The organism is Mesorhizobium sp. M7A.F.Ca.US.014.04.1.1, assembly GCF_003998745.1.
In the GTDB taxonomy this organism is placed as follows: Bacteria; Pseudomonadota; Alphaproteobacteria; order Rhizobiales; family Rhizobiaceae; genus Mesorhizobium; species Mesorhizobium ciceri.
In genome coordinates, this window is record NZ_RZRW01000099.1 from 1 (window position 1) to 13612 (window position 13612).

Annotated in this window: 14 protein-coding genes and 1 riboswitch; of the genes, 8 read left to right on the plus strand and 6 right to left on the minus strand. The window is 62.5% G+C overall.

Features of this window, described 5'->3' with window-relative positions; all coding sequences use genetic code 11:
- Nucleotides 1-131: 131 nt before the first annotated feature.
- Nucleotides 132-1034 carry a LysR family transcriptional regulator gene (locus EOA22_RS09505; RefSeq protein ID WP_063169094.1) on the plus strand — a complete coding sequence of 301 codons (903 nt, stop codon included), beginning with the start codon at nucleotides 132-134 and terminating at the stop codon, nucleotides 1032-1034.
- A gap of 119 nt (nucleotides 1035-1153) precedes the next feature.
- The gene (locus EOA22_RS09510; RefSeq protein WP_013529394.1) at nucleotides 1154-1954 is read left to right on the plus strand and encodes a 1-acyl-sn-glycerol-3-phosphate acyltransferase; all 801 of its coding nucleotides are present in this window, start codon (nucleotides 1154-1156) and stop codon (nucleotides 1952-1954) included.
- A 25-nt stretch (nucleotides 1955-1979) separates the two neighbouring features.
- On the opposite strand, the gene EOA22_RS09515 is transcribed toward EOA22_RS09510, so the two are convergent.
- The 3 genes from EOA22_RS09515 to EOA22_RS09525 all read right to left on the minus strand — a co-directional run bounded on the left by EOA22_RS09515 (nucleotide 1980) and on the right by EOA22_RS09525 (nucleotide 4286).
- Complete coding sequence (locus EOA22_RS09515; RefSeq protein WP_063169095.1) at nucleotides 1980-2606, minus strand: LysE family translocator; 627 nt, start codon at nucleotides 2604-2606, stop codon at nucleotides 1980-1982.
- Between the two features lie 90 nt (nucleotides 2607-2696).
- Nucleotides 2697-3644 (minus strand): aldo/keto reductase, encoded by a 948-nt coding sequence (locus tag EOA22_RS09520; protein WP_063169096.1) that lies wholly within the window; start codon nucleotides 3642-3644, stop codon nucleotides 2697-2699.
- Between the two features lie 120 nt (nucleotides 3645-3764).
- Nucleotides 3765-4286 carry a gamma-glutamylcyclotransferase gene (locus EOA22_RS09525; protein ID WP_013529391.1) on the minus strand — a complete coding sequence of 174 codons (522 nt, stop codon included), beginning with the start codon at nucleotides 4284-4286 and terminating at the stop codon, nucleotides 3765-3767.
- 142 nt (nucleotides 4287-4428) lie between these two features.
- On the opposite strand from EOA22_RS09525, the gene EOA22_RS09530 reads away from it, so the two are divergent.
- Both EOA22_RS09530 and EOA22_RS09535 read left to right on the plus strand, forming a co-directional pair.
- On the plus strand, nucleotides 4429-5427 hold the full coding sequence (locus EOA22_RS09530; protein WP_063169097.1) for a DUF2125 domain-containing protein: 999 nt from the start codon (nucleotides 4429-4431) through the stop codon (nucleotides 5425-5427).
- Nucleotides 5428-5434: 7 nt separating this feature from the next.
- Nucleotides 5435-6358, plus strand: coding sequence for a sugar kinase (locus tag EOA22_RS09535; RefSeq protein ID WP_063169098.1), 924 nt, complete (start codon nucleotides 5435-5437; stop codon nucleotides 6356-6358).
- 7 nt (nucleotides 6359-6365) lie between these two features.
- Here EOA22_RS09535 and EOA22_RS09540 read toward each other — a convergent pair whose 3' ends face one another.
- Nucleotides 6366-7301 carry a prephenate/arogenate dehydrogenase family protein gene (locus tag EOA22_RS09540; protein WP_027162911.1) on the minus strand — a complete coding sequence of 312 codons (936 nt, stop codon included), beginning with the start codon at nucleotides 7299-7301 and terminating at the stop codon, nucleotides 6366-6368.
- Nucleotides 7302-7306: 5 nt separating this feature from the next.
- Nucleotides 7307-8416, minus strand: a complete 1110-nt coding sequence (gene hisC / locus EOA22_RS09545; RefSeq protein WP_063169099.1) for a histidinol-phosphate transaminase — start codon at nucleotides 8414-8416, stop codon at nucleotides 7307-7309.
- Nucleotides 8417-8553: 137 nt separating this feature from the next.
- Nucleotides 8554-8631: riboswitch (SAM riboswitch) on the plus strand.
- A gap of 114 nt (nucleotides 8632-8745) precedes the next feature.
- Here hisC and EOA22_RS09550 point away from each other — a divergent pair.
- The 3 genes from EOA22_RS09550 (at nucleotide 8746) to EOA22_RS09560 (ending at nucleotide 11741) form a co-directional block, all read left to right on the plus strand.
- Nucleotides 8746-9915: a homoserine O-acetyltransferase gene (locus EOA22_RS09550; protein WP_013529386.1), complete on the plus strand. Its 1170-nt coding sequence runs from the start codon at nucleotides 8746-8748 to the stop codon at nucleotides 9913-9915.
- A 58-nt stretch (nucleotides 9916-9973) separates the two neighbouring features.
- Nucleotides 9974-10588: a methionine biosynthesis protein MetW gene (metW, locus tag EOA22_RS09555; protein WP_013529385.1), complete on the plus strand. Its 615-nt coding sequence runs from the start codon at nucleotides 9974-9976 to the stop codon at nucleotides 10586-10588.
- Between the two features lie 160 nt (nucleotides 10589-10748).
- Nucleotides 10749-11741, plus strand: a complete 993-nt coding sequence (locus EOA22_RS09560) for a glycosyltransferase (protein WP_063169100.1) — start codon at nucleotides 10749-10751, stop codon at nucleotides 11739-11741.
- Nucleotides 11742-11771: 30 nt separating this feature from the next.
- Here EOA22_RS09560 and EOA22_RS09565 read toward each other — a convergent pair whose 3' ends face one another.
- Nucleotides 11772-12122: a DUF1330 domain-containing protein gene (locus EOA22_RS09565; protein ID WP_013529383.1), complete on the minus strand. Its 351-nt coding sequence runs from the start codon at nucleotides 12120-12122 to the stop codon at nucleotides 11772-11774.
- Between the two features lie 369 nt (nucleotides 12123-12491).
- Between EOA22_RS09565 and EOA22_RS09570 the strand changes: the two genes are divergently transcribed.
- Nucleotides 12492-13424 (plus strand): glycosyltransferase family 2 protein, encoded by a 933-nt coding sequence (locus EOA22_RS09570; protein ID WP_013529382.1) that lies wholly within the window; start codon nucleotides 12492-12494, stop codon nucleotides 13422-13424.
- Nucleotides 13425-13612: the final 188 nt, after the last annotated feature.

A 13612-nucleotide genomic window follows, 5' to 3' on the forward strand; every position in this document is an offset into this window, starting at 1 on the left:
GGCTTCGGACATGGCAACTCCTGTGCGAGGCCATGCTGCAGGCAGGGCCGACAGACTGGAATATAAGCCTTCCATCATTCAAAGGCAGGTGGCATATTCGTAACTTGTCCTTCCATTTTTCGGAAGAAGCTATGGATCGTCTCGAGGCCATGTCGCTCTTTGTCGCCGCGGTGGACGCCGGCAGCCTTTCCGCGGCCAGCCGCCGTTTCGGCATTCCGCTGGCGACGGTCAGCCGCAAGATTTCCGATCTCGAGCGCCATCTGAACACACGCCTCCTGAATCGTTCGACGCGACGGCTGACACCGACCGATGCCGGCCAGGCCTATCTTGCCGCCTGCCGCCGCATCCTGGACGACGTCGGCGAGGCCGAACGCACGGCCGCCGGCGAATACAGTGTTCCGACCGGCGAACTGGCCATCACCGCGCCGGTCGTCTTTGGCCGCCTGCACGTGCTGCCGGTCGTCACCGGCTTTCTCGCCGCCTATCCCGACGTGGACATCCGCCTGACATTGGCCGATCGCATAACCCAGCTGGTCGAGGACCATTTCGATCTCGCCATCCGCATCGGCCGATTGCCCGATTCGAGCCTGGTCGCCATCGGCGTCGGCGCGATCCGCCGCGTCGTCTGCGCCAGCCCGGCCTATCTGGCCGAACACGGCACGCCAACGACCCCGGAGGATCTGGAAACACACGATTGCATCACCTTCGAGGGGCTCGCCTCCGCCGCCAGTTGGAGCTTCATCAAGGGCAAGGCCGAAATCCCGGTTCGGGTCCGCTCGCGGCTTCAGGTCAACACCGCCGAAGCGGCCATCGATGCCGCGATTGCCGGCGTCGGGCTGACGCGTGTGCTTTCCTACCAGATCGAAGCCGCGCTGCGGTCCGGCGCGCTGCGCGTCCTGCTGCAGGAATTCGAGCCGGCGCCATGGCCGGTAAGCCTGGTGCATGCGGGCCACGGCCTGCTGCCGGTCAAGCTGCGCGCCTTCCTCGATTTTGCCGCTCCGCGCCTGAAGGCGCGGCTGGCGCGGCTGATGTAGCGGAACCAGGCCAACCCATCGGTGGCCGTTCTTCGTCGCCACCCAAAGCGCCCTGCGGCCATTTCCTTTTTTCCCGCGCTTGGTGTAACCAACGCTCACCTCCTCACCGGGCTCCCCCAATGCTCTACATCAGATCGCTGACGTTCAATTTCGTCTTCTACGTCAACCTGATCGTCCAGATGATCCTCTGGACCCCCTACTATTTCCTGTCGCCCCGGCACCGCGCCTGGTTCGTGCCGAAATTCTGGTCGCGCACCTCGATGTGGCTTTACGAGAAGATCGCCGGAACGAAGAACGAGATCACCGGCCGGGAAAACCTGCCCGAAGGCTCCTTCATCCTGGCACCAAAGCATCAGTCGTTCTGGGACGCGATCGCCTTCTTCCCCTTCCTTCAGGACCCGCTCTACATCCTCAAGCGCGAGCTGACCTGGATCCCGTTCTTCGGCTGGTACATCATGAAGATGCGCATGATCCCGGTTCATCGCGGCAGCCGTTCGAAGGCACTGAAGGCCGTGGTCGCCGCGACCAAGGAAGAGATGGCGCGCAACCCTCGCCAGCTCATCATCTACCCCGAAGGGACAAGACGCGCGCCGGGCGACGAACCGGCCTACAAATACGGCATCGTCGAAATCTACACGCAGCTTGGTGTTCCGGTGGTGCCGGTTGCCCATGTCGCCGGCCTCTATTGGCCGCGCCGCAAATTCCTGCGCTATCCCGGCACCATCAAGGCGCGTTTCCTGCCGCCGATTCCACCGGGACTGAGCAAGGACGAATTCATGGCCCGGCTGATCGGCGAGACCGAAGCTGCCTGCGACCAGTTCCTGATGGATGCGGCGCGCGGCCCGAACCCGCCTGCCTTGCCGCCGACAGCGGTGAAAAGGCTGCAAGAGCTGGACAACGCCGCAAGAACCAAAGTCTGAACCGGAAGTCTCCGGCCGGCAGTTCTCAGCCGAACACCGCCAGCGCGGTGGTCAACACCAGCGTCACGGCAAAGATCAGATTGATGATCCGCGAGGCCGCCGGCCGGCGCAGGAAGCGCGCGAACCCAGCCCCCGCGACAAGCCACAGAGCGTGGATGGCAACGATCATCAGGGCGAGAACCGCCAGCTTCAGCCATAGACCAGGCTCAGTGGCGCCCTGTTTGGACGAAGCACCGGCGAACACGGCGGCGATCGCCACATAGGCCTTTGGATTGGCGACCGCGAGAAGAAATCCAGCCAGCCATGTGGGACGCGAAGTCTCGGCGGCGCGGGCGGCCAGCGGCGGCGCCGTAGCGATCTTGAAGGCGAGATAGAGGATGTAGGCCGCGGAGGCCAAAGCCAGCAACGGCGCCAGCTTCGGCATCGAGGTGAGCACTGCCATGACCCCGGTCGCGACAACCAAAAGCACGGCGATCGTGCCCAGGATGATTCCCCAGGCATAGCCCAGGGAATGGCGCAAACCGAAGGCGGCACCAACGGCGGTGACGCTTATCGTTGCCGGCCCCGGGCTGCCCATGACGACGGCGGAGGCAAGCACGAGCGCGCACAACTGGCGCCAAAGATCCGGCTGCAAAAGAAGCGGCTCAGTCATCTCACCCTCTGTCTTGCCCCGTGCGAAGGAGGCTATGGCAAGACAAGAGGGTCGTCTTGGACGTTCGTGCGAGGAGCGGCCGCCGAAACTTCAGTCGCTCGCCCTGTCGAGTTCGGCCATGTCGGCGGCGCTCAGCTTCAGCGACGCCGCCTTGATCAGGCTGTCCATCTGCTCGGGCTTGGTGGCGCTGGCTATCGGCGCGGTGACGCCCGGCCGAGCGATCACCCAGGCAAGCGCGACTTCCGCCTGCTTGGCCGAATGCCTTGATGACACCGCGTCGAGTGCCGCAAGGATGCGCATGCCGCGCCCATTGAGATAGTCCTTCACGCCGCCGCCACGCGGGCTTTGGCCGAGATCGGCCTCGCTGCGGTATTTGCCGCTGAGGAAACCTTTGGCCAGGCTGAAATAGGTGATGACGCCGATGTCCTCGGCCACGCACAGATCGCGCAACGGCCCGTCAAAGGATGAGCGATCGTAGAGATTGTATTCCGGCTGCAGCACCTCGTAGCGCGGCAGACTGCGCAGGCTCGCCACATCGAGTGCCGCACGCAACTGGCCGGCGTCGAGGTTAGAGCACCCGGCATAGCGAATCTTGCCCTTGGCGAGCAGCTTCTCGTAGGCGCCAAGCGTTTCCTCATAGGGCGTCGCAGGATCCGGCCAATGCGACAGATAGAGATCGATGAATTCGGTCTGCAGCCGCTTCAACGATGCGTCGACGGCCTTTTCGATGTAGGCGGCGGACAGGTCCTTGTGCCCCTGTCCCATATCCGAACCGACCTTGGTGATCACCACGACCTTGTCGCGATTGCCACGGTCTTTCATCCATTTACCGATGATGGTTTCCGATTCGCCGCCCTTGTGGCCTGGAACCCAGCGCGAATAGGCGTCCGCCGTATCGATGGCGTTGAGGCCGGCGCCGACGAAGCGGTCGAGCAGGTCGAACGAGGTTTTCTCGTCGGCAGTCCAGCCGAAGACGTTGCCGCCCAGAACCAGCGGCGCGATGGACAAGTCGGTGCGACCGAGACGACGTTTCTGCAAGGCGGATCTCCGGGATGATTGGGCGGGCAAATGGCGCCCGCGGTCTGAGGGTTGGAGCCTAACCTAGGTCTTGCCTGAACGAGGTCAAAGGCCTGACGGCCTTTTTCCGCAGAGCCAGCTTCACAAAGGCGCGACCTGCAGCGCCACCTCTTCCAGCCAATGATCGCGAATGCCCAGCGCCTCGAGATGCTCCAGCGTGCTCAGCACATAGTCCTCGTTGTTGCCGGACTGGCCGACCGCACCGCGCACCACGGCCGCCGCATCTGCAGCGTCGAGCGCTCCGGCATATTGCTCGTGCTGGCGGTCGACAATGTAAACCACCGCGTCGACCGTACCGCCGCCGTCGAGGCGAACCTTGAGCAGACGCTCCAGATAGACATTGGTGACCAGCTCGCGCTCGCGCAGATAGGCCATAACCTCGTCGCGCAAGTCGCCGGGGACGCGGAATGCGAGGCCGACGCAGGACCCGCCACGATCGAGGCCGAGCACCAGCCCCGGCCGCTCGCGCGTGCCGCGATGCACGAAGGAATAGACGCAGAGCGAGCGCCGGTAGCCATGCAGGCGGGCACGCTGTGTTTCGACATGCGCGAATCCCGGCCGCCAGATCAGCGAGCCATAGCCAAACACCCAAAAATCGCCCATATCGCCGCGCCTGATTGCAAAAGATGCCAACACCGCACCCGGACCGGTGTTTTTTCCGCCCGTCCCGTCTAACTATTCGTCTGTCCACCTGGCGGAATCGACTACCCGTCCGCAATACCCATGCGTTAACGAGAGCCAAAGCATGACGTCAAGTGACGAACGCCAGCCGAACAAACGTCGCCGCCTGATCTGGCTTGCAGCATTCATCGTCGTGCTGTTCGCCCTCTACAGCGGCGGCTGGTTCTATCTGGCTGACCGCGTCAGGAGCGAGGCCGACAAGGCGGTTGCCACGCTCAACAAGAATGGCGTCGAGGCCGGCTGCGCCAATCTCCAGGTCAGCGGCTATCCCTTGAGCTTTACCGTCTCCTGCGACAACCTCGCCTATGAGGACGATGCCAAGAACATTGCGGCCTCAGCCGGCAGTTTCAACGCAGCCGCCCAGATCATCCAGCCTCTGTCGCCGGTTGCCAATCTGCGCGGCCCGCTCAGGACCTCCGTGCCGGACATGGTGCCGCTGTGGATCGACTGGGACAATCTGCAGGCCAATTTCAAATTGTGGTGGCCGCTGCCGCGGCGGATTTCGCTGGAGGCAGAGGGCCTTTCCGGCCAGACCGATCCGGCCGACGATACCGATCCGGTGCAACTGTTCAGTGCCGGCAAGGCATCAGGTCAGTTGCAGCCCAACGGCGAGGATATCGACTATCTCGGCAGTTTCGGCGATCTCGAGGTCGACCCCGACGCACTTGGCGGGCGCGTGCTTCCGGCGCTCGATGCCAGCGGCGACGTGACATTGAAGAACGGCGTCGCACTGATCGGCACGCGGGTGAAGAGCCTTCGTGGCCAGGCGATCGAAATCCGCAACCTTGATCTGTCGTCGGGGACGGCGCGCATCACCGTTTCGGGACCGCTCTCGGTCGATGCCGAGGGCCTGGTCAACGCCGACCTGATGATCAGGTTGAAGGACCCGAAGGCGGTGGCGGCCATCCTCGGCACCGCCATACCCGAGCAGAAAAGCCAGATCGAGCAGGGTTTTTCTGCCCTGGCGGTGCTCGGCAACGAACCGTCCATGCCGCTGAAGGTGGTCAGGGGCAAGGCCTCGCTCGGCTTCATTCCGCTGGGCAAGATCAAGCCGGTCGAATAGCTCAGCCATGGCAAAACCCGTGAAGCTGCTGAGCGTTGGCGCTTTGACGCTGGACACCATCCTGCACGTCGAGACGCTGCCCATGCATCAGGGCAAGTTCATGGCCTCCGACGGCGTCCAGATCGCCTCGGGCATGGCCACCAGCGCCGCCTGCGCTGCCCATCGCCTGGGCGCCGAAGTATCGCTGTGGGCGAGTGCCGGCGACGATGCCGTCGCCGACCAGCTCATCGCCGGCATAGAGGCCGAAGGCGTCGATTGCACCTTCGTGCGGCGCGTCAGAGGTGCCCGCTCGGCGCTGGCCTCCATCCTGGTCGACGCGCATGGCGAGCGCATCATCGTGCCGTTCTATGACAGGCTTGCCCAGGCCGATCCCGACGTCCTGCCGGTCGCCGACCTCATGGCATTCGATGCCGTTCTGGTCGATGTCCGCTGGCCGGGTGCGGCGGCACTCGCCCTGAAGGCGGCGCGCGCCATCGGCCGTCCGGCGATCCTCGATGCCGACACCGCGCCGCTGGAGGTCCTTGAGCAGTTGTTGCCGCTCGCTACGCACATCATCGCTTCGGAGCCGGCAGCGCGCATCGTCTGCGGCCAGGCGCTCGATCCGAAAACGGCTTGCGCCGATCTCGCCAGCCGCAGCGACGCTTTTGTCGCAGTGACAGGCGGCGCGGCGGGCAGTTGGTGGCACGACCGTCGCGCTGGCTGCGTGCGCCATGTCGCGGCGCCGAAAATCAAGGCGGTCGACACGCTCGCCGCCGGCGATGTCTTTCACGGCGCCTTCGCCGTCGGGCTGGCGGAAGCCATGCCGGTCGAGCAGGCTTTGCGGTTTGCCAGTGCGGCCGCGGCGCTCAAATGCCTGCGCTTCGGCGGCAGGCTTGGCGCGCCGAACCGAGCCGAGACGCTGGCCATGGTTGCGCAGACCTGGCCTGCCTGAGACAGACCTAGCCCTTCGCGGGGTGCTCGACCGCCTGACGGCCGAAATCGGGAACGTCGATGTCCTGGCCGGCTTCGATGATCGAGCGGCGCACGGCGCGGGTGCGGGTGAACAGGTCGAAGAGTTTTTCGCCGTCGCCCCAGCGGATTGCGCGCTGCAGCGACGCCAGATCCTCCGAGAACCGCGCCAGCATTTCGAGGATGGCGTCCTTGTTGTGCAGACAGACATCCCGCCACATGGTCGGATCGGAGGCGGCAAGGCGGGTGAAGTCGCGGAAGCCGGAAGCCGAATATTTGATCACTTCGGATTTGGTCACCGACTGCAGATCATCGGCGGTGCCGACGATGTTGTAGGCGATGATGTGCGGCAGATGCGAGACGATGGCCAGCGTCATATCGTGATGCTGGGGATCCATCGTGTCGATGTTGGCGCCGCAGCGCCGCCAGAACTCCGACAGCCTCTCCAACGCGTCCGGGTCGGTGTCGGGCAGCGGCGTGAAGATGCACCAGCGATTGTCGAACAGGTCGGCGAAACCGGCGTCGGGGCCGGATTTTTCTGTGCCCGCCAGCGGGTGGCCGGGAATGAAATGGACACCTTCAGGCACATAAGGCTGCATTTGCGCAATGACAGACGCCTTGGTCGAGCCGACATCGGTGAGGATCGCGCCCGGCTTCAGCGCCGGCGCGATTTCCTCGGCAACCGTGCCGGACGAGCCGACCGGCACCGAAATGATGACCAGGTCGGCATCGCGGACAGCTTCTCTCGCATCGGTGCTATAGCTATCGCCCAGCCCAAGCTCCTCGGCCCGTGCCAGCGTCGCCGCACTGCGGGTCGAGATGGATACGTGGCGGGCGAGGCCCTCGCGGCGGATGACGCGGGCCAGCGACGAGCCGATCAGGCCGATGCCGACCAGCGCGATCTTTTCAAACATCGGTGATGTCATGGTTTCTAGCTTTTCAGGAATGTCGTGAGAGCGGCGACAACGCCGCGATTGGCCTGTTCGGTACCGACGGTCATGCGCAGCGCGTTGGGAAAGCCATAGCCCGAAACGCGCCGCAATATATAGCCGCGCGCCGTCAGATAGTCGTCCGCCGCCGCTGCCGAATGTTTCTGGTCCTCTGGAAAATGAATGAGGATGAAATTGCCGACGCTGGGCGTCACCCGCAATCCAAGCTTTGTGAATTCCTCACTCAGCCAGGCCAGCCAGGTCTCGTTGTGCGCCACGCTGCGCTCGACATGGGCGCGATCGCGAATGGCGGCGATGCCGGCCTCGATCGCCGTCGCATTGACGTTGAAGGGGCCGCGCACGCGGTTGATGGCGTCGACGATGTGCATCGGCCCGTACATCCAGCCGATCCGCGCCCCGCCAAGGCCGATCTTGGAGAAGGTCCGGGTCATCACCACGTTCTCTGCGCTGCCGACCAGTTCGATGCCGGCCTCATAGTCGTTGCGGCGGACATATTCGGCATAGGCCGCGTCGAGCACCAGAAGCACGTGCCTGGGCAGACCGGCATGCAGCCGCCGCACCTCCTGGAACGGCACATAAGTGCCGGTCGGGTTGTTGGGATTGGCGAGGAACACGATCTTGGTGCGCCGCGTGACGGCGGCCAGGATGGCGTCGATATCGGCGCGCTCGTCTGTTTCCTTGATCGTCACCGGAACGGCGCCCGCCGACTGGATGTAGATCTTGTAGACCATGAAGGCGTGTTCGGTGATGACGGCCTCGTCGCCGGGCGCCAGATAGGTCTGCGCCAGCAGGCCGAGGATCTCGTCGGAGCCGTTGGAGCAGATGATGTTCTGCGGGTTGAGGCCATGCACCTCGGCGATCGCTTCGCGCAGCCGCCTGGCGGTGCCGTCGGGATAGATGTCGAGCTTGCCGGCAATCTCGCGCGCGGCTTCGATCGCCTTCGGCGAGGGCCCGAGCGGGTTCTCGTTGGAGGACAGCTTGTGGACCTTGGCGACGCCGGCAGGCGCCGTGCTCTTGCCCGGCACATAGGCGTCTATGTCCATGATGCCCGCGCGCGGGGTTGGACGTGCCTGGTCCGGTGTCTGGCTCATGTCGCAAAATCCGTCGAGAACGCTTCCTGAGGGAAGCCGCAGCGGAAATACAAGCCGTGGCCTGCAATGTCGAGAGGCGACAGCCTCCCGCCCAAGGCAGGCCGTTGACGCCGGCGCGCCACAGCCCTAGAAGGGGAGCGAACTTCCGTGGTGATTTGGCCGGTCGGCTTGCAGCCACGTTAAACAACTTGCTAAAGGGCCGTTTGCATCCTGTAACCGGCTTTGCGACCGCAATGCCGGTTTTTTGTTGTCCGCGCCGGCCGGACACCCGTATCGGCATCGACTTTCGACGAGTGCGATGCGTGGGCTCAAAGTGTGAGATGGATGTCATGGCCGTTCTGCGTGCCCGCAAAACCAACAACGAGGTCGACCAACCGTCGAGCCCGGTTTTGCGTTTTGGATCCGACAAGCCGCTCAAGCTGGACGCCGGCACGCTGCTGTCACCGTTCCAGATCGCCTACCAGACCTATGGCACGCTGAACGATGCCCGCTCCAACGCCATCCTCGTCTGCCATGCGCTGACCGGAGACCAGCACGTCGCCAGCACCAATCCGGTGACCGGCAAGCCTGGCTGGTGGGAAGTGCTGATCGGCCCCGGCAAGATCATCGACACCAATCGTTTCTTCGTCATCTGCTCCAACGTCATCGGCGGTTGCCTTGGCTCCACCGGCCCGGCTTCGACCAATCCGGCCACCGGCAAGCCGTATGGGCTCGACCTGCCGATCATCACCATCCGCGACATGGTGCGGGCGCAGCAAATGCTGATCGACCATTTCGGCATCGAGAAACTGTTTTGCGTGCTCGGCGGCTCGATGGGCGGCATGCAGGTGCTGGAATGGGCGTCGAGCTATCCGGAGCGCGTCTTCTCGGCGCTGCCGATCGCCACCGGCGCGCGCCATTCCTCGCAGAACATCGCCTTTCATGAGGTTGGCCGGCAGGCTGTCATGGCCGATCCGGACTGGCATGGCGGCAAATATTTCGAGCACGGCAAACGCCCGGAAAAGGGCCTGGCGGTAGCGCGCATGGCCGCCCACATCACTTACCTGTCGGAAGCCGCCCTGCACCGCAAGTTCGGCCGCAATCTGCAGGATCGCGAAGCGCTGACCTTCGGCTTCGACGCCGACTTCCAGATCGAAAGCTATCTTCGGCACCAGGGCATGACCTTCGTCGATCGCTTCGACGCCAATTCCTACCTCTACATGACGCGGTCGATGGACTATTTCGACCTCGCCGCAGACCATGGCGGCCGGTTGGCCGATGCCTTCGCCGGCACGAAAACCCGCTTCTGCTTGGTGTCGTTCACCTCGGATTGGCTGTTCCCGACCGAGGAGAGCCGCTCGATCGTGCATGCGCTCAACGCCGCCGGCGCATCGGTATCCTTCGTCGAGATCGAGACCGACCGTGGCCACGACGCATTCCTGCTCGACGAGCCGGAACTGTTTGCCGCGATAAACGGCTTCATCGGCTCGGCGGCCCGAGCGAGAGGGCTGAGCGCATGACCCGGAAAAATTGCAGGCTTTTCGGATCGGGATCATGCGCCAGGCGGGAGGCGAAGCCATGAGCGTCAACCGCGACCAGCGCGTCGACCTCGAAGTCGTCGCCAACCTCATCCCGCCACAGTCGCGCGTGCTCGATGTCGGCTCGGGCGACGGCTCGCTGCTCGAACTGCTGCAGGACACCAAGCAGGTCGACGGCCGCGGACTCGAGCTGTCGCAGCGCGGCGTCAACGAATGCGTGGCGCGCGGCCTCTCGGTCATCCAGGGCGACGCTGACAAGGATCTCGAATTCTATCCCGACAAGGGCTTTGACTTCGTCGTCCTGTCGCAGACGCTGCAGGCCACCCGCAACCCGAAGCTGGTGCTCGACGAACTGCTCAGGATCGGCAACCGCGCCATCGTCTCCTTCCCCAATTTCGGCCATTGGCGTGTGCGCCTGTCGCTGTTCCTCAACGGCCGCATGCCGGTGACCAAGGACCTGCCCTATTCCTGGTACGACACGCCCAACATCCACTTCTGCACCATCCGCGATTTCGTCAATCTGTGCGACGAACTCGGCGCGACAGTCGAGAAGGCAACCGCCCTCGACGCCGCCGGCCAGAAGATCGGCTTGTCGATGCCGTGGTGGTTCTGGAATTTCTTCGGCCAGCAGGCAGTGTTCTTGCTGAAACGGTAATTTCCTCACCGATCAAAGACCCGACTCGCCAAGCAACAGTGTGTTTGGCGCCGAGCAAAGTCGCCCTGTATGACGATCGCGAACCAGTGTAAATGGCGTCGACTGTTTGACAGCGGGCTAGTGCGGCTATAGCCACACTGACGGCTCGGGGGGGCAAAAAATGGTCGAAGAACGCGCAACTTATTCACTCGTCGTCGAAATGGAGAATGCAAAATCGATCGACTGGGGCGAGATCGGCGTTGGGATGAAGGCCTTGGCTCGGGAAATCTCATCGGTTTCAGCAACCGGTTCAGCGCGACCAAGGATCGTCATCTCTCACGGCGGAGCAGAGTCGGACAAAGAGGCGTTGCGTCGTGAGATTTCGAATGAGGCCCCGCAGCTCGGTCAGGTTGCCGAACTCGTCTTCACAGCTTTCCCTGGCGGCCGATATTACGACCTGAAGAACAACGGTATGCTGGCATCGGACGGAGATATCGTCATCTTTCTGGATTCCGACGTGGTCGCGGAACCAGGATGGCTATCAGGACTGCTTGAACCCTTTGAAAACTCTGAAGTTATCTGCGCAAACGGATATACATACCTTTCATACGACGACTTCTTTTCAAGAACCTTTGCGTTGATCTGGTTTTTCCCGATGGCCCGTGGTGACGGGCGATTTGCCTCGAAGCGAGCGATCAACGCCAACAATGTAGCGTTTCGACGCGAGTGGATCCTCAGCCACCCTTTTCCAAAACATAACGGCTTCAAGGTTTCCTGCACTTTGCTGATGCGCGAACTGCTGCGGGAAGGCCACAAAATTCATAATGTCAACGCACGCGTTTATCACTATTCGCCGCGGGGCTGGCGGTTCTTTTACTGGCGCGCCCTGGTTACAGGTCGCGACGCCGACCGGAAGTTCGTTGCGCTCAATTCGCCGAGCCGCACGCGACGGATAGTCAAGTCCTTCAGCCGGTGGCTCACCATGTCATGGCGCACGACACGACGGATCGTAGGCCATGCCCGGGAAACCGGGATGCCGCTTTGGCAGGTTCCCTTTTCTCTGATTGTCGGTCAGGCATTTTATGGTTTGGCGTTTTGGGGCCAGTTCAGTTTCGCAACTGGCATGGTTCGCGACAAAATCGAAACGGTGCCAGACTATGTTGGGCATAGCTAGACGCTGTACCGCCATTCCTTGAACCGCAGTTCAGCGTCCAATTGATCCTTGATCCGGCGATTGCTCCAGAACATCCGTGGCCTTGTGCGGATGTTCGACGCCGTCGACGAACACCACATCGGCCTCCGAATTGTCCGTGCGCAGCGCCAGTATCGCTTGGTAGGCCGGCGAATTGTACCAGCCATGCACATGCTGCCTGTCGGGAAATTCTATGATGATCAGATGGCCAGGCCAGTCGTTCTCGATCACCTCCACATCGCCGCCATGGACCAGAAAACGGCCGCCGAAAGGTTCCAGCGTGGCATCTATCCTATGCAGATATTCGACGATCTGCGGACCCATTGTGGCTTGGCGCATATGGGCGACGGCGTAAGCGGCCATGACTGAACTCCCTTGTCATCGAAGCCGAGTTGCCGGCCTCTGCATGGGCAATCTGACCAAAGGCCGAGCGCTAAGCGATTACGTCTGAGGTAATGGGATGTATGCTATCTGTCATGATGGGTTGCTTCCACGGTGATTCGTAATGCTATGTGCGGCGGTGCTGTTGCAATTGGAACGCTAAGAGCGGGGATTCGTTGTCTCGCCTGGATTGAGTACCGGCACGGTGGGTGACAGGGGCAGTCGTTTTTTATAGCGTCGCGCCGACTGTGATGTGGTGTAGAGAAAGGGAAGTCCAATCCATTCGACCGTTCTGAAAATCGAAAAGTCCTGGACAGACGCGCAACCCTGCGCAGGAAACAGCTGACAGACATGGCCGGGATCGATCCAGTACCTCTCATCACGGTCATTACGCCGACCCACAACCGACGCGAAACAGTGTTGCGCGCCGTGGAAAGCGTATTCTCCCAGAGCATGTCGAGGTTTGAGCACATTGTCGTCGACGATGGTTCGACCGATGGGACCGAAGCGGCGCTGGCCCGCATCCAGGACCCGCGGCTGATCTATGTCGGGGCGAAATGGCGAGGCGCCAACGCCGCCAGGAATGCCGGCATCGAGCGGGCGCGGGCACCGTTGGTGACGTTCCTCGATTCCGACGACATCTACTTGCCGCACCGGCTTGAACGAACCCTGACCTGGTTCGATGAAAATCCTGCACTGCAAGTGCTGATCAGTTCGTTCGTGTCCCTGAAGGGCAATCGCATCACAAACTGCGCCAACCCAGAGGCATTCGTGAGCCCCGCAATGCTTGAGCGGACGCTGGTTGGGCAGACCATCTTCATCGCCGGCTCCGCGATCACTGCTCGCCGTGAAGCCTTGCTGGCCATCGGCGGCTACGACAGCGACATCACCCGCATGCAGGATCGCGAATTGCTGCTGCGCCTTGCCCGGCGCTTCGGTGCGCAACTGTCCGAGGACCTCGACTGGACGAAATACAATTCGGAGAACTCGATTTCCGGCCGCCGTGACGGCTATGTCGAGGCCTATGCGAACCTGATGGGCAAACATCCTCATATTGCCCACGCCTACCCGCACATTCCGCCTTACATGATCTCGCGGCAGCTCATCGCCGATATCCTGCGAGGCAGGATACCGGAGGCATTCCAGGGCTATATGGCCAACCGATCGTCGAAAGCGCTTGGCTACTCGCTGCCGGAATTGATGCAAGGCTATGTCCATGGCCGACGCTGGCGCCGCGATCTCTCCAACGAGTTTCGCAACCAATGTGGCGCCCGGCTCGCCTGAACCCAGAGCAACTCCAGGAAAATCGTGGAACGGTTTTCCCTCCGGATTGCGTGAACCGCACTATCGAGAGCTCAGCGGTCAAGTTCGGGAAAATACGGATCCGATAAAAACCGCCTGTCCCGTTCGCCCTGCAGGCAGTCTATCGGCTTGGCCGCGTCGACGGGGGTGATTCTCGCCTTGTCCCGAAT

What these genes read in the sequence shown, in the direction of transcription:
- EOA22_RS09550 (WP_013529386.1), top strand. Translation starts at nt 8,746, where the DNA reads ATGGCCGTTCTGCGTGCCCGCAAAACCAACAACGAGGTCGACCAACCG.
- EOA22_RS09530 (WP_063169097.1), top strand. Translation starts at nt 4,429, where the DNA reads ATGACGTCAAGTGACGAACGCCAGCCGAACAAACGTCGCCGCCTGATC.
- EOA22_RS09570 (WP_013529382.1), top strand. Translation starts at nt 12,492, where the DNA reads ATGGCCGGGATCGATCCAGTACCTCTCATCACGGTCATTACGCCGACC.
- EOA22_RS09535 (WP_063169098.1), top strand. Translation starts at nt 5,435, where the DNA reads ATGGCAAAACCCGTGAAGCTGCTGAGCGTTGGCGCTTTGACGCTGGAC.
- EOA22_RS09510 (WP_013529394.1), top strand. Translation starts at nt 1,154, where the DNA reads ATGCTCTACATCAGATCGCTGACGTTCAATTTCGTCTTCTACGTCAAC.
- EOA22_RS09525 (WP_013529391.1), bottom strand. Translation starts at nt 4,286, where the DNA reads ATGGGCGATTTTTGGGTGTTTGGCTATGGCTCGCTGATCTGGCGGCCG.
- EOA22_RS09560 (WP_063169100.1), top strand. Translation starts at nt 10,749, where the DNA reads ATGGTCGAAGAACGCGCAACTTATTCACTCGTCGTCGAAATGGAGAAT.
- EOA22_RS09565 (WP_013529383.1), bottom strand. Translation starts at nt 12,122, where the DNA reads ATGGCCGCTTACGCCGTCGCCCATATGCGCCAAGCCACAATGGGTCCG.
- metW (WP_013529385.1), top strand. Translation starts at nt 9,974, where the DNA reads ATGAGCGTCAACCGCGACCAGCGCGTCGACCTCGAAGTCGTCGCCAAC.
- hisC (WP_063169099.1), bottom strand. Translation starts at nt 8,416, where the DNA reads ATGAGCCAGACACCGGACCAGGCACGTCCAACCCCGCGCGCGGGCATC.
- EOA22_RS09515 (WP_063169095.1), bottom strand. Translation starts at nt 2,606, where the DNA reads ATGACTGAGCCGCTTCTTTTGCAGCCGGATCTTTGGCGCCAGTTGTGC.
- EOA22_RS09505 (WP_063169094.1), top strand. Translation starts at nt 132, where the DNA reads ATGGATCGTCTCGAGGCCATGTCGCTCTTTGTCGCCGCGGTGGACGCC.
- EOA22_RS09540 (WP_027162911.1), bottom strand. Translation starts at nt 7,301, where the DNA reads ATGACATCACCGATGTTTGAAAAGATCGCGCTGGTCGGCATCGGCCTG.